Origin of the sequence: Mycobacterium sp. NBC_00419 (assembly GCF_036023875.1) — a bacterium.
In the GTDB taxonomy this organism is placed as follows: Bacteria; Actinomycetota; Actinomycetes; order Mycobacteriales; family Mycobacteriaceae; genus Mycobacterium.
Map to the genome: position 1 here is coordinate 3,521,148 of NZ_CP107931.1, position 13,727 is coordinate 3,534,874.

Annotated in this window: 17 protein-coding genes; 9 read left to right on the forward strand and 8 right to left on the reverse strand. The window is 67.8% G+C overall.

The window, feature by feature from the left end; genetic code table 11:
- Window positions 1-6 precede the first annotated feature (6 nt).
- Both OG976_RS16700 and OG976_RS16705 read right to left on the reverse strand, forming a co-directional pair.
- The gene (locus tag OG976_RS16700; protein WP_328350850.1) at window positions 7-864 is read right to left on the reverse strand and encodes a polyphosphate kinase 2 family protein; all 858 of its coding nucleotides are present in this window, start codon (window positions 862-864) and stop codon (window positions 7-9) included.
- A gap of 14 nt (window positions 865-878) precedes the next feature.
- Entirely contained in the window at window positions 879-1,589 is a 711-nt protein-coding gene (locus OG976_RS16705; protein ID WP_328350853.1) for a TetR/AcrR family transcriptional regulator, read from the reverse strand.
- 98 nt (window positions 1,590-1,687) lie between these two features.
- Between OG976_RS16705 and OG976_RS16710 the strand changes: the two genes are divergently transcribed.
- From OG976_RS16710 to deoC, 6 genes are all read left to right on the forward strand, one after another.
- Window positions 1,688-3,022 (forward strand): DUF445 domain-containing protein, encoded by a 1,335-nt coding sequence (locus OG976_RS16710; protein ID WP_328350856.1) that lies wholly within the window; start codon window positions 1,688-1,690, stop codon window positions 3,020-3,022.
- 89 nt (window positions 3,023-3,111) lie between these two features.
- The gene (locus OG976_RS16715; RefSeq protein ID WP_328350859.1) at window positions 3,112-3,507 is read left to right on the forward strand and encodes a helix-turn-helix domain-containing protein; all 396 of its coding nucleotides are present in this window, start codon (window positions 3,112-3,114) and stop codon (window positions 3,505-3,507) included.
- Window positions 3,508-3,577: 70 nt separating this feature from the next.
- Window positions 3,578-4,183: a heparin-binding hemagglutinin gene (locus tag OG976_RS16720; RefSeq protein WP_328350862.1), complete on the forward strand. Its 606-nt coding sequence runs from the start codon at window positions 3,578-3,580 to the stop codon at window positions 4,181-4,183.
- Window positions 4,184-4,259: 76 nt separating this feature from the next.
- Entirely contained in the window at window positions 4,260-4,544 is a 285-nt protein-coding gene (locus tag OG976_RS16725; protein ID WP_328363664.1) for a DUF2516 family protein, read from the forward strand.
- Window positions 4,545-4,585: 41 nt separating this feature from the next.
- Window positions 4,586-4,960, forward strand: coding sequence for a DUF2599 domain-containing protein (locus OG976_RS16730; protein WP_328350864.1), 375 nt, complete (start codon window positions 4,586-4,588; stop codon window positions 4,958-4,960).
- Window positions 4,960-5,679, forward strand: a complete 720-nt coding sequence (gene deoC, locus OG976_RS16735) for a deoxyribose-phosphate aldolase (RefSeq protein WP_328350867.1) — start codon at window positions 4,960-4,962, stop codon at window positions 5,677-5,679. The genes OG976_RS16730 and deoC overlap by 1 nt, the downstream gene beginning before the upstream one ends.
- On the opposite strand, the gene OG976_RS16740 is transcribed toward deoC, so the two are convergent.
- Genes OG976_RS16740 through OG976_RS16760 form a run of 5 tightly spaced genes read right to left on the reverse strand, consistent with a single transcriptional unit; the run spans window position 5,676 to window position 9,261 of the window.
- Complete coding sequence (locus tag OG976_RS16740; protein WP_328350870.1) at window positions 5,676-6,608, reverse strand: LmeA family phospholipid-binding protein; 933 nt, start codon at window positions 6,606-6,608, stop codon at window positions 5,676-5,678. The genes deoC and OG976_RS16740 overlap by 4 nt on opposite strands.
- The gene (locus tag OG976_RS16745) at window positions 6,605-7,426 is read right to left on the reverse strand and encodes a carbon-nitrogen hydrolase family protein (protein ID WP_328350873.1); all 822 of its coding nucleotides are present in this window, start codon (window positions 7,424-7,426) and stop codon (window positions 6,605-6,607) included. Before OG976_RS16745 ends, OG976_RS16740 begins: the two co-directional genes overlap by 4 nt.
- 22 nt (window positions 7,427-7,448) lie before the next feature.
- Entirely contained in the window at window positions 7,449-8,201 is a 753-nt protein-coding gene (locus tag OG976_RS16750) for a class I SAM-dependent methyltransferase (protein ID WP_328350876.1), read from the reverse strand.
- A gap of 19 nt (window positions 8,202-8,220) precedes the next feature.
- Entirely contained in the window at window positions 8,221-8,733 is a 513-nt protein-coding gene (locus tag OG976_RS16755; protein ID WP_328350879.1) for a DUF2505 domain-containing protein, read from the reverse strand.
- 21 nt (window positions 8,734-8,754) lie between these two features.
- Window positions 8,755-9,261, reverse strand: a complete 507-nt coding sequence (locus OG976_RS16760) for a DUF2505 domain-containing protein (protein ID WP_328350882.1) — start codon at window positions 9,259-9,261, stop codon at window positions 8,755-8,757.
- Window positions 9,262-9,266: 5 nt separating this feature from the next.
- On the opposite strand from OG976_RS16760, the gene OG976_RS16765 reads away from it, so the two are divergent.
- The 3 genes from OG976_RS16765 to OG976_RS16775 all read left to right on the forward strand — a co-directional run bounded on the left by OG976_RS16765 (window position 9,267) and on the right by OG976_RS16775 (window position 12,881).
- Window positions 9,267-10,352: a UDP-N-acetylmuramate dehydrogenase gene (locus OG976_RS16765; RefSeq protein WP_328350885.1), complete on the forward strand. Its 1,086-nt coding sequence runs from the start codon at window positions 9,267-9,269 to the stop codon at window positions 10,350-10,352.
- A 133-nt stretch (window positions 10,353-10,485) separates the two neighbouring features.
- Entirely contained in the window at window positions 10,486-11,475 is a 990-nt protein-coding gene (locus OG976_RS16770; protein WP_328350888.1) for a hypothetical protein, read from the forward strand.
- Between the two features lie 95 nt (window positions 11,476-11,570).
- Complete coding sequence (locus tag OG976_RS16775) at window positions 11,571-12,881, forward strand: Ig-like domain-containing protein (RefSeq protein WP_442930538.1); 1,311 nt, start codon at window positions 11,571-11,573, stop codon at window positions 12,879-12,881.
- On the opposite strand, the gene OG976_RS16780 is transcribed toward OG976_RS16775, so the two are convergent.
- Entirely contained in the window at window positions 12,865-13,614 is a 750-nt protein-coding gene (locus tag OG976_RS16780; RefSeq protein WP_328350894.1) for an SDR family oxidoreductase, read from the reverse strand. The two genes, OG976_RS16775 and OG976_RS16780, sit on opposite strands and share 17 nt — an antisense overlap.
- Window positions 13,615-13,727 lie beyond the last annotated feature (113 nt).

Genomic DNA, 13,727 nt, shown 5'->3' on the forward strand with positions numbered 1-13,727 from the left:
ACCGGCTCAGGCTTGTTCGAGCTTCTTCTTCTCGGCCGCCACGTCGAAGTCGGCGGGTGGCCAGGTGAGATTCATGTCCTTGAGCGCTTCGATAAGCAGCTCGGTGATCGCCAACCTGCTGTACCACTTCTTGTCGCACGGGATGACGTACCAGGGCGCGTAGTCGGTCGAGGTGCGGTCGAGGACGGCCTGATAGGCCTCCTGGTAGGCCGGCCATAGCTTGCGCTCGTCCAGATCGCCGGGGTTGTACTTCCAGTACCGGTCGGGGCGCTCTAGCCGTTCGGACAGCCGGCGTTTCTGCTCGTCGAGGGACACGAACATGGCGCACTTGACCACCGTCGTCCCGGAGTCGACGAGTTCCTTCTCGAACGCGTTGATCTCGTCGTAGCGCGGCTCCCAGACCTCGCGGGGCACCAGATCGTGCACCCGCACCACCAGCACGTCTTCGTAGTGCGACCGGTCGAACACCCCGATGTGGCCTGCGGACGGCAGCGCCTTGCGGATGCGCCACAGGTAGTGATGGGCCCGCTCCTCCTCGGTGGGCACACCGAAACTCGCGTACTGGATGCCCATCGGGTTTCCGGCCCCCACCACGTGCTTGACGATGCTGCCCTTGCCTGCGGTATCCATCCCCTGCAGCACCAGAAGCAGTGAGCGGCCGTCCCCGGCTTTGCCGCTGGCGTAGAGCATTTCCTGCAGCCCCGCAAAGCGCTCGTTGCGCTCGGCCTGCACCTCGCTGGAGCCATTCTTGTCGCCGGTATAGCCCGGGCTGGAGTTCGGGTCGATATCGGCGATCTTCTCGCCGGTGCGGAACTGGAGGATCGTGTGCGGTTCGTGAGTCCACTGCGACGGCAGGTCGGCCATAGCCGAGAGCCTAGCTAGCGGGTGCGCCGCAGTGCGGGCGGCAGCACCGGAGACGGGTGCGGGTCGGAGTTGAACTTCTCCAGCGAGCCGCCGACCTCGACGATTCCGCACAGTGCGTTCCAGCACAGCATGGTCAGGTAGTCGATCAATTCACCGCTGGTCATCCGCGGGTTCGACATCCACGAGTGCGTCGCCAGCTGAACCCCGCCGACGATCAGGTAGGCCCACGGCTCCACGCCACTGGTGTCCATCCCGGCGCGCTGCATACGCCGGCGCAGCACGACCGCAAGCATTCGCGCGATGATCTGTTCCGAATCGGCGATGACTTTGTTTTTGCTGGCCGAACTGTTTGCCATGACGAATCGGTATGGCTCGGGCTCGGCGGCCACGGTCTCGACATACACCCGGATGATCTCGTGTGTCAGGTCGAAGCCGTCGAGGTCCGACGACAGTGCACCGGCCATGTTGGGGATCAGAGTGGTCTGCGCGAACCGCATCATCACCGCGGTGGTGAGGTCGTTCTTGTCAACGAAATAGCGGTACAGAACGGTCTTGGAGACGCCGATTTCCGCAGCTATTTCGTCCATGCTGACGTCGCGACCGCGCTGGCGGATGGCTTCGAGGGCACCGTCGACCAACTCGGTGCGGCGTTCCACCTTGTGTTGACGCCAGCGTCGCTTGCGACCATCGGTCTTGGCGACCCCGTCGCTTATCTGCTGTGCCACTATCGCGGAGTCCGTTCCCCTTGTTCTCGACGATTCTACGGTCTGTCCTGACGGCAAGGTCACATTAACTGGCCCGGCACATAGCGGATGATGGTGGAGTGGTTACCGAACCTGACCGTCCGGCGTTGCCGGCGGCTGTAGTGCGCGCCGGGGCGTCCCTGGCGGAGTCGTTTGCCGGCGCAGACCCCGAAGCCGACGCCGAACGGGCGCGCTCGCTGCGCCGGATGAAGGCGGTGGCGCTGAGTTTCCTGCTCGGCGCCACGGTGTTGTTCCTGGTCTGCCGCTGGGGCCAGGCCCAGGGCGGGCCGGCCTGGGTCGGGTATGTCGGCGCCGCGGCCGAGGCCGGCATGGTGGGCGCGCTGGCCGACTGGTTCGCCGTCACTGCGCTGTTCCGCCATCCGCTGGGGCTCAAGATCCCGCACACGGCGATCATCAAGCGCAAGAAGGACCAGCTCGGTGAAGGCCTGGGCAACTTCGTCCGGGAGAACTTCCTGTCGCCCGCTGTCGTCGAGACGAAACTGCGTGACGCCGACGTCGCCGGGCGGCTGGGCAAGTGGCTTTCCCAGCCCGACCATGCCGACCGGGTGGCCGGTGAGGCGGCGACGGTACTGCGTGTCGTGGTGGAGCTCCTCAACGACGACGACATCCAGCAGGTCATCGATCGCACCATCGTCCGGCGGCTGGCCGAACCGCAGTGGGGACCTCCGGTGGGCCGGGTGCTGGGCCAGCTGCTGGCCGAGAACCGTCAGGAAGCACTCATACAGCTGTTGTGCGACAGAGCTTTCGAGTGGGCCCTGAATGCGGGGGAGACCATCGAGCGGGTGGTCACCCGGGATTCGCCGACCTGGTCGCCGCGGTTCGTCGACCATCTGGTCGGCGACCGGATTCACCGCGAGTTGATGGACTTCACCGACAAGGTGCGCCGCAACCCGAATCATGAACTGCGCCTTTCGGCTACGCGTTTCCTGTTCGAGTTCGCCGACGACCTGCAGAACGACGACGCCACCATCGCGCGGGCCGAGGCGGTCAAGGAACAGCTGATGGCCCGTGACGAGGTGACCCGTGCTGCCGAGACGGCGTGGAAGACGTTGAAGCGCTTGGTTCTTGACGGCGTGGACGACCCGTCGAGCGCATTGCGGACCCGGGTCGCGGACTCCGTCGTGCGCATCGGTGAGTCACTTCGGGACGACATCGAGCTACGCGACAAGGTGGACAACTGGATCGTGCGCGGGGCGCAGCATCTGGTCGGGCAGTACGGCGCGGAGATCACCACGATCATCACCGACACCATCGAGCGATGGGACGCCGAGGAAGCCAGCCGGCGCATCGAATTGCACGTCGGACGCGACCTCCAGTTCATCCGGATCAACGGCACCGTAGTGGGAGCTCTGGCCGGCCTCGTGATCTACACAGTGGCACAAATCATATTCTGACCTGCGCTAACTAGTGCTTGCAAAAGTTAGCACCCCCGCGTAGTGTGAGTTCCGTACGCACCGGAACAGCATTGCGCGAGGAGGTAGTCATGGCACAGGATGCAGACATCCAGGCCGTGGTTTCCATCGCCGCGCACGACATCGGCGGCTTCATCAGGGCGCAGCGTGAAGCCGCTCAGGTTTCGGTGCGGCAGTTGGCCGAGAAGGCCGGCGTCAGCAACCCGTACCTCAGTCAGATCGAACGGGGACTACGCAAACCTTCTGCGGAGGTGCTGAGCCAGATCGCCAAGGCGCTGCGGTTGTCGGCGGAGGTGCTCTATGTGCGCGCCGGAATCCTGGAGCCCATTGAGGGCAGCAGTCAGGTGAACGACGCGATCATCGGGGACACCGCCATCACCGAACGCCAAAAGCAGGTTCTGCTCGACATTTACATGTCGTTCTGTCAGCAGAACGAAGCTGCCCGTGAGGAGCTGACGTCTGAATAGCCGCATCTCCACATCCGCTGAAAAACCGTCAACCACAATCGATTTGAAAAGTCTGAAAGGAGCCATTCACATGGCCGAGAACCCCACCATCGAGGAACTGAAGGCCCCGCTGCTCGCTGCGGTCGGTGCTGCCGACCTGGCCCTGGCCACCGTCAACGAGATCCTGGCCAACCTGCGTGACCGCGCCGAGGATGCCCGCACCGAGGCCGCCGAGCGCGTCGAAGGCCGCCGCGCCAAGCTGACCAAGCTGCAGGAAGACCTGCCCCAGCGCGCCGAGGAAATCCGCGGCAAGCTGAGCTCCGAAGAGCTGCGCAAGGCCGCCGAGGGCTTCGTCGAAGACGCCACCGCGACCTACAACACCTTGGTCGAGCGTGGCGAGGCCGCCCTGGAGCGGCTGCGCAACCAGCCCGATTTCAAGGATGCCGCCGCGCAGGTCGAGGGCTACGTCGACCAGGCCGTCGAGCTGACCCAGGACGCGCTGGGCAGCGTGTCCTCGCAGACCCGCGCGGTCGGTGAGCGTGCCGCCAAGTTGGTCGGCGTCGAGCTGCCCGCCAAGGCCGCCCCCGCCACCAAGGCCCCGGCCAAGAAGGCCGCCGCCAAGAAGGCTCCGGCCAAGGCTGCTGCCAAGAAGGCCCCGGCCAAGAAGGCTCCGGCCAAGAAGGTCACCCAGAAGTGAAACCGGGTCGCCTCGGGGCATGACTGGGGCGACTAGTTCGACGGTGAGGGTGGTGCCCGCATAGTCTGGCAGCGTGATGCTTGCCGGTCTTGCGGGTACCATCCTCGAAGTCATTCGGTGGCTGGTTATTGTCGCCACCCTTTATTCGTTCGTGCACGCCGCGATTCAGCGGCCAGATGCCTACACCGCCGCCGAGAAGCTGACCAAGCCGGTGTGGCTGGTAATCCTCGGCGTCGCCGGTCTTCTCGCCGTTGTCGGTGTCCTCGACGTAATGGGCGTCGCGATCGCCGCGGTGGCCTCGGGCGTCTACCTCGTCGACGTCCGGCCCAAGCTGCTCGACGTCCAGGGGAAGTCCCGCTGAGCACTCGACACCGGCTGGCCGGCGTCCTTGCCGTCGTGCCGGTGGCCCTGTGCCTTGCCGCTCCCGCGGCGGCCGACACCACCCCCGCACCGCCTTTCATCGATCACGCCGAATGGCAGCACTGGGGCGACCTGTCCAGCCTGCGGGTCTATCCCACTGCGACCGGCAGGCAGGCGGGCGGGCAGATGTTCAAACCGCCGTGGGAGATCGACGAGGCCTGGAGCGAGGTCCTCGCGCTTGCCCCCGACGCGGCCATACCCGGCATGCGAGAGCAGTTCGTCTGCCACTTCCGCTTCGCCGAGATCGTCGAACCCGGCAAGACCAGCTGGAACCTCGAGCCGTGGCGGCCTGTGGTCGACGACGACGCCATGACCGCCGCGGGCTGTAATCCCGGCGGCTCCGAGGAGCCGTTCTGATGACCCGCCGGCCGGCAGGAGCGGAGCGGCTCGGGGATATCTGGCGCAGAGCCGACGTGGCCGCGCTCGTCGATCACACCCTGCTCAAACCCGAAGCCACCGACGCCGACATCGCCGCACTGGTCGACGAAGCCGCCGAACTAGGCGTGCTGGCGGTCTGTGTATCGCCGTCGATGGTCTCCGCCGCCCACAAGGCCGGCAGCGGGCATCCGGAACGCCTGTTGATCGCCACTGTCGCCGGCTTCCCGTCGGGCAAGCACCTGCCGGCCGTCAAGGCCCACGAGGCGGCGCTGGCCGTGGGCTTCGGGGCCGACGAGGTCGACATGGTGATCGACGTCGGGGCCGCCGTCGCCGGTGACTTCGCCGCCGTCGCCGCCGATATCGCCACCGTTCGCGCCGCGGTTCCCGGCGCGCTGCTCAAGGTCATCGTCGAGTCGGCGGCGCTGTTGAGCCTGGCCGGCGAACCCACGCTGGTCGCGGTCTGCCGGGCCGCCGAGGAATCTGGCGCGGACTTCGTCAAGACCTCGACCGGATTTCATCCGTCAGGCGGCGCATCCGTGACGGCCGTGGAACTGATGGCCGCAACGGTGGGTGGTCGCCTCGGTGTTAAAGCCAGCGGAGGTATCCGCACCGCGCAGGACGCGCTGGCCCTGCTCGACGCCGGCGCTACCCGGCTCGGATTGTCCGGGACCCGCGCCGTGCTCGACGGCCTGGACTAAACGCCTGCGAAGCAGGGATCCTGCTGACCGTTGGGGATCGTCGCGTTCCTGGTGATGAACGTGGCGGTGACGCCGGTATCGGTGACGGCGACGCTGTCGGCGTGAATCCCCATCGGCAGGTTCTTCGTCAGCGCGGTCGTGAAGGCATCCAACGCCGGCTGGATGGTTTCCTTGGGCAGGCTGAAGCCGAGGCCGGTCAGGTTGACCACCTCGAGGTTCAGGCCGCCGTTGGACACCTCGGGCTTGGCCGTCACCGTGCCCAGACCACCCTTGAGCTCGATCGTTCCGTCTGACGGGCTGGTGGCCACCGAGGTGACCAAGCCGCCGAGCAACGGGATGATGTCCCCGACCGTCTGCCGGATGCCATCGTTGGACCAGGTGATGGTGGCGTCCAGCGCGCCCAGGGTGCCCGCCGAATCCGCGGTCTTGTTGATCTTGATGTCGTCGAGCAGCAGGTCGAGCTTCATGCCCTTGGCTTCGCGGATCTGGTTGCCCGCGGTCTCCACCCGGATGTCGTTGTAGCTGCCGGTCAGGTGCTGCAGCAGGAAGGGACGCATACCGAACGACACGGTGGCGGAGTCCTTGACCACACACTCCACCGCGTTGGCCACCACGGTGTTGGCCCGGTGCCGCACGTAGAGCTCGGTACCGACCAGTGCGGCGATCGCCAGCGCGATGACGGTGACGAGCACCAGCACGATCGACAGCGGATCGCGCAGGAACCCGGACTTGGGTTCGGCGGGCGGTTCGACGGGCGGCGGCGCGCTCGGCGGGCCCGGCTGCGGGATGTACTGGGTGACGGGGTCGACGGGTCCGGGGGACCGCGGGATGTGCTGGGTGGGCTGCTCAGGAGTAGCGGCCGGCCAGGCCGGGGCGGTGGGGTCGCCGGGTCCGACCGGGTGATTCGGGCCCTGTGGCGGATACGTCACCCGCGCGATTCTGCCCTATCAATCTGAGCGAACTCTGAGCGGTTGCGCAGGACACCGAGCGTTTCGCGCACCGCGGGCACGGTGTCGACGTCGACGTCGGCCACCACGAGTTGGGGGTCGGGGCCCGCGGAGGCGAGCACCTCGCCGAACGGGGAGGCGACCAGGCTGCCGCCGACACCGGTCGGGGCCTTCGAGGAGTTCGCCAGCTCGTCACCCGGATAGCCCTGGCCGGCGGCGGCGATGAACGACGCCGAGTCCAGCGCCCGGGCGCGGGCCAGCAGGGTCCACTGCTCGAGCTTGCCGGGACCCGCCCCCCACGATGCGCTGACCGTGATGACCTGCGCACCGCGGTCGGCCAGCTCGATGTAGAGGCTGGGGAAGCGGATGTCGTAACACAGCGTCAGGCCCACGCCGACGCCGTCGACGGTGATGACCACCGGTTCGCGGCCGGCCGCGACGCCGGTGGATTCGGCGAACCCGAACGCGTCGTAGAGGTGGATCTTGTCGTAGTGGGCATCGACGCCGGGTCCGGTGGCCAGCAGGGTGTTGGTGACCCGCTCATCGGCGGTGGGGGTGAACATTCCCGCGACCACGGTGATCCCGGCGCGCGCGGCGATGCCGCGCACCGCGTCGGCCCATGGTCCGTCCAGCGGTTCGGCGACGGGGGTCAGCGGCACCCCGAACCGGCTCATGGTGCCCTCGGGGAACACGACCAGTTGTGCGCCCGCCTCGGCGGCCTGCCGGGTGTACTGCTCGACCAGGGTCAGGTTGGCGGTGGGGTCGGTGCCAGAGAGGATCTGGGCCAGGGCGATCCGCATGTCTAGATGCTAGGCGCCGCAGCTAACCGGGTGCGACCGACGACCACGGGACGGTGAGCACCGCGTCGCGCACGCTTCGGCGTTGCGGTTCCAGTGCGATGCCCGCACTGCGCATCTCGGCGATCATCGCCCGCCACCGGTCCCGCGGACCGAACACCGAATGCCCTGCCGATGCGGCCCACGCCCGGTCCGCGGTAGTGAGGAGTTCATGGATGGGTTGGCCCGGAACATTTTGGTGGATAAGGACTTTCGGCAACCGTTCAGCCAAATCGGAGGGCCGCTCGATGTGCCGGGGATCGCAGGCCAGTGTCAGGCTCACCGGGCCGTCGCCGTCGAGCAGCACCCAGCAGCACCGCCGCCCCAACTCGTCGCAGGTGCCGTCGAGGATCAGCCCGCCGGGCGCCAGGCGCGAGCGCATTACCTCCCACGCCTGGTCGACCGCCTCCGGCGGGTATTGGCGCAGCACGTTGAACGCGCGCACCAGAACCGGGCGCAGGCCGGCCAGTTCGAAACCACCGACCCGGAATTCGACACCGTCGACCGCGGGGACCACCCGCTGCGGGTCGATCTCCAGGCCGACCACCCGGATGTCGGGGCGCAGCGCGCGCAGTCGCGCGGCCATCTCCAGGGTGGTGACGGGGAGCCGGCCATAGCCGAGGTCGACGATCAGCGGTTCGCTCGCCGACTCCAGCGCCGAGCGCACCCGCGGGGAGTTCAGCAGCCAGCGGTCGGCGCGCCGCAGACGGTTGGCGTTGGTCGTTCCGCGGGTCGGCACACCGACCGGCCGTTGTGTCCTAGTAATGGCTGGCGATCCAGTCGCGGGTGAAATCGCGCTCGTTGTCGAACAATCCGTGCAGTCCGCCCAGCACCCACTCTTCGATCTTGCCGCCGATGATCGGCACCTTGACCGTGCAGACACTGTTGAGCCGCAACTCGCTGCCGGTCGGCGACTCGCTCAGCACGTAGGTTCCGCCGAAGTCCATCGGCGCCGACGGCACCAGCGCCTTGTAGTGCCCGCGCGCCGACTGGGACGCGGCGTCGAACGGCGCGAAATGTTGTTCGCGCGTGACGGTCAGGTTGAGCGGGACGACCGCGGCCGCCACCGACGGCAGGTCCTTACTCGACAGCGTGTGGGTGAAGACGATGTCGGTGCCGCCGTCGCCGGAGGCGAAGTGCGTCAGCGTCGAGTCGTAGTGCCGGGCGTGCTCGGCGACCAGATCTTCCCAGTACTCGCGACTGGTGAAGCTCACGTAAAGGTCGGATGCGGGTTTGTCGAGTGCGATCACGTAGTCCATGCGGCGGGACATGGAATCACGGTACCCGCGGGCTCAGCCGTGCTCGGCGATCCACATCGTGGTGAATCGCTGTTCGGCGATCAGCAGGTCCACCAATTGGTTGCCGATGAAGTTCTCCACCTTGCCGCCGACCAACGGGATCCGAACCTCCACGGTGGCTCGAAAAGCCAAGCGCGCCCGCTGTTCTGCGGGTGTCAGGAGCGCGCTGCCAGTCAGTGTGACCGGCGCACCCGGGATGACGCCGTCCACGGCGGCCTGTGCCTGTCCGTCGAGCAGGCCCGACCAGCGCTCCACCCGCTGGATGCGCAAGTCGCCGCGGTGAAACTGGGTGACGACGCCCGGCAGTCGGTCGGAACGCAGAATCTGGGTGGTCGCGACGTCGACGCCGCCGTCGGCGCTGAGCCGCATCGAGTCCAGCGTGGCGTCGTCGGCACCCGAGTCGGCCAGGCGGGCCAGCCAGTACTGCTCGTCGCACAGCGCCGCATGCACCTGTTCGACGCTTCCGTCGTAGTCGGTGGCCATGTCGAATGAACGCGGCATAGCTGGTGAGGCTACCGTTACGGGCCGTGGGACCCCTGCAAGATTTCGGCGGCGCGGCGGTCGCCGAGCGGGTTGCGCTGGCGTCGCTGACCACTCTGCGGGTCGGTCCGGTTGCCCGTCGTGTCATCACCTGCACCACCACCGATCAGGTCGTGGCCGCTGTCCGCACACTCGATGAGGCCGCCGACGGACCGGTTCTGGTGCTGGCCGGTGGCTCAAACGTGGTCATCGCCGACGACCTCGCCGACCTGACCGTCGTCCTGCTGGCCAATCGCACCGTCAGCGTCGACGGCTCCGTGCTGCGCGCCGAGGCCGGCGCGGTGTGGGATGACGTCGTCGCACTGTCGCTCGAGCGTGGGCTCGGCGGGCTGGAATGTCTGTCGGGCATCCCCGGCTCAACCGGGGCCACGCCCGTCCAGAACGTCGGGGCCTACGGAGTCGAGGTGGCCGACACGCTCACCCGGGTGCGGCTGCTGGACCGGCGCACCGGGCAGGTGCGCTGGGCGGCGGCCGGCGAGCTGGGCTTCGGCTATCGGCACAGCGTGCTGAAGAACTCCCCGGACGCGGTGGTCCTCGAGGTGGAGTTCGGCCTGGACGCGGCGGGCCTGTCGGCGCCGCTGCGCTACGCCGAACTGTGCGGGGCGCTCGGCGTGGCGGTCGGCGAGCGGGCACAGCCGGGCGCGGTCCGCCGGACGGTGCTCGACCTGCGCGCCCGCAAGGGCATGGTGCTCGACCCGGACGACCACGACACCTGGAGTGTGGGGTCGTTCTTCACCAATCCCGTCGTTACCGCCGAGCAGTTCGAGGCGCTGCTGGCCGGCCAGGACGGCCCGGTGCCGCGCTATCCCTCCCCGGACGGGGTGAAGCTGGCGGCGGGCTGGCTGGTCGAGCGTGCCGGCTTCGGCAAGGGGTTCCCCGGGCCCGCCTCGCCCTGCCGGTTGTCCACCAAGCACGCCCTGGCCTTGACCAACCGCGGCAATGCCACCGCGGCCGACGTGCTGGCGGTGGCCCGCACAGTCCGCGACGGCGTGCGCGACGTTTTCGGCATCACCCTGATCCCGGAACCCGTGCTGGTCGGCTGCGCTCTGTAGTCCGATTCCGTCCCGCAGCAGAAAATTAACCTCGGGGAATTCCGGGAATTAACCCCGGCGACGAATAATGGGGAAAATAATTGCGGATGTAAGCGCACGTGCGGGTTTGCTTCGCTGATATGGGGGATTCGAAATGGCCAGTGGAAATTCGTCGATCGCAACGCGCGGGGGCACCCCCATGCTCGGGGTCCGGACGTGGCTGGGTGCCGGCGCGCTGGCGCTCGGCGTCGGTGCGGCCTTGGCCGGTGCGGCCGGAGTCGCTCAGGCAGACACCGGGCGCCACCAGCCGTCGAACTCCGCGTCGGACAGCAAGCCCGACGCCGGGCCTGCCAGCGCCTCCAGCGTGGCGTCGAGTAAACGAGCAAGCGCAACTGTCGCCCAGGTGACCACCACCGCGGTGAGCGCTCGGGGCGTCAAGGTGAGCACCACCCCGCTGAGCGCATCCGCGGCGTTGTCGAAGCGGTCGGCCACGCCGTCCTCCAACGTTGTCTCCGGCCAACCGTTCAACCAGACCATCAACACGCCGTTCGGACCGATTTCGCTGTCCGCCGACGTGAGCGCACCGGATCTGGGCCAGAGCGGCCCCGTGTCGCTGAACGTGACCGCCACGACCCCGATCGGCGGCGCCACGTTCGCGCTCGCCGGCACAACCACGTTCACGGCCTCACCGCTCAAGAGCACCAACACGCTGACCAGTGGCACGCTCGCCGTGCCCTCCACGGTCGCTTTCGCCGCCAGCGTTGCGGGTGCGGTGATCAACGCCGGCCTCACCGCGTACGACAGCCTGCAGACGTTCGCCACGGCACTGGGCAGCGGCAACATCCTCGGGGCTTTCGGGGCCTGGGCTGAGGCCGCGCCGCGGTTCACCAACGCCCTGCTGTTCGGTGGACAGAACCTGGACCTGTCGCTGCCGCTCGGGAGCCCCGGGCCGACCTTCGTGGCGCACATCCCGGTGGGCGGGCTGTTCTCGTCGCTGCGGCCGGTGTCGTTGAGCTGGGGTGACTACAGCTCTGTCGACCCGACGTCCGGAGCCGAGATCGCGCTCGTGGGTGGCAGCATCGACTTCGCCGGATCCCAGCTGGGCGGGGCGGCACCAGCCTTCCTGAAGATCTTCGGCATCTGAAACGCTGCCTAGGTGAGGCCATGACCACACCGCGGCAATTGGCAGGGTGACGGTCGCTTTCCGTATCTTGGATTGACGTGAGCCCTGCCGACAGAATGCCGCCGGTCAACCGCCGGCGTGCGCTGACGGCCCTGGCGCTCGGCGTTGTTGCCCCCAACGCGCTGGCCGCCTGCTTCGGCGGGTCCGGCACACAGTCCGGGTCGCCGGCGGCGCCTGCCAAGCCGTCGCTGACGTTCAGCCCGGCCGACGCCGCCAAGGATGTGGCGCCGACAGCGCCGGTCAGCCTCGAGGTCAAGGACGGGTGGTTGCAGCGGGTCACGCTGACCAACGCCGACGGCCAACCGGTGGCCGGCACGCTCAACCGCGAGCGCACGGCCTTCACCGCGACCGAACCGCTGGGCTACGGCGGTGTCTACACCTGGGGTGGCTCGGTGGTGGGCCGGGACGGCAAAGCTGCCCCGGTGGCGGCGTCGTTCGCCACCCTCGACCCGACCACCCAGGTCAACGGCCAGTTCCAGCTTTCCGACGGCCAGACCGTCGGCGTGGCCGCGCCGATCATCATGCAGTTCGACGCCTCGATCGATGATGCGCACAAACCCGACGTGGAACGTGCCCTGACGGTCGTCACCGATCCGCCCACTGAGGGCAGTTGGGCCTGGCTGCCCGACGAGGCGCAGGGCTCCCGGCTGCACTGGCGCACCCGGGAGTACTACCAGCCGGGCACCAAGGTCCACGTCGACGCCCGTCTGTACGGCGTGAAGTTCGGCGACGACGCCTACGGGGCGGCGGATTCGACGCTCGACTTCGACATCGGGCGCCGTCAGGTGGTCAAGGCCGACGCCCTCTCGCACCGCATCCAGGTCATCACCGACGCGGGCGTCATCATGGACTTCCCGTGCAGCTACGGCGAGGCCGATCTACCGCGCAACGTCACCCGCAGCGGCATCCATGTGGTCACCGAGAAGTACTCGGACTTCTACATGTCCAACCCGGCGGCCGGCTACAGCAACATCCACGAGCGTTGGGCGGTGCGGATCTCCAACAACGGTGAGTTCATCCACGCCAACCCCAACAGTGCCGGTGCGCAGGGCAACACCAACGTCACCAACGGGTGCATCAACCTGTCCACCGGTGACGCCGAGCAGTACTACTACACCGCGGTCTACGGCGACCCGGTCGAGGTCACCGGCACCTCTATCCAGCTGTCCTACGCCGACGGCGACATCTGGGACTGGGCGGTGGACTGGGACGAGTGGACGTCGATGTCCGCGCTGTCGGCCCAAAAGTCGCTGTCGAGCATGCCCAGCACTGCGCCGGCCACCCCGAGTGACGCCCCGACCCTGTCGGGCACGCCCACCACGACGGCCCCGAGCTCGACGACCAGTTCGGCTACACCCGGCGGTTGAACCGGCTGGCGCTGGCCTGATCGCGCGGCCGCATCACGACCTGGTCGATGTCGACGTGGGACGGGCGCGACGCCACGAAACCGATCACGTCGGCGACATCCTGGGCCACCAGCGGGGTGATGCCGTTGTAGACGGCCCGCGCCCGGTCCTCGTCGCCGCCGAAGCGCACCAGCGAGAACTCGGTCAGCACCGCGCCGGCGGCGACCTCGGTCAGCCGGATCGGCTTGCCCAGCAGCTCGCCACGCAGCGTCCGGTGCAGTGCGCCCTGGGCGTGCTTCGCGGCGGTGTAGCCGCCGCCGTTGTCGTAAACCTCCAGTGCGGCAGTCGATGTCACCGTGACGATCAGCCCGTCACCGGAGGCGATCAGTTTGGGCAACAGGGCACGGGTGACCCGCAGGGTGCCCAGGACGTTGGTTTCCCACATCCAGCGCCAGTTCTCCAGGTCGGCCTCGGCGATCGGTTCGAGTCCTTTGGCCCCGCCGGCATTGTTGACCAGCACGTCTACCCGGGTCAGTGCTGCGGCCAGCGCCTCGACCGCGGCGTCGTCTGTGACGTCGGCCACAATCGCAGTTCCACCGAGCTCGTCGGCCAGCCTTTGGATACGGTCTGCTCGGCGAGCCACGGCCACCACGTGAAAGCCTTGAGCGGCAAGTGTTTTCGCGGTCGCTTCGCCGATTCCGGAGCTGGCGCCGGTCACCACGGCCACGCGAGAATGGGCATCTGGAGTCGTCATCGGACCAACTCTAGTAACTGTGCTAAGTTCTTCGCGTGATCCGTATCGGTCTGACCAGCTGTCTGGTCGCGCACACCGCGTGTTGTTGTCGCGCGATTCGCTGCGTCTGACCC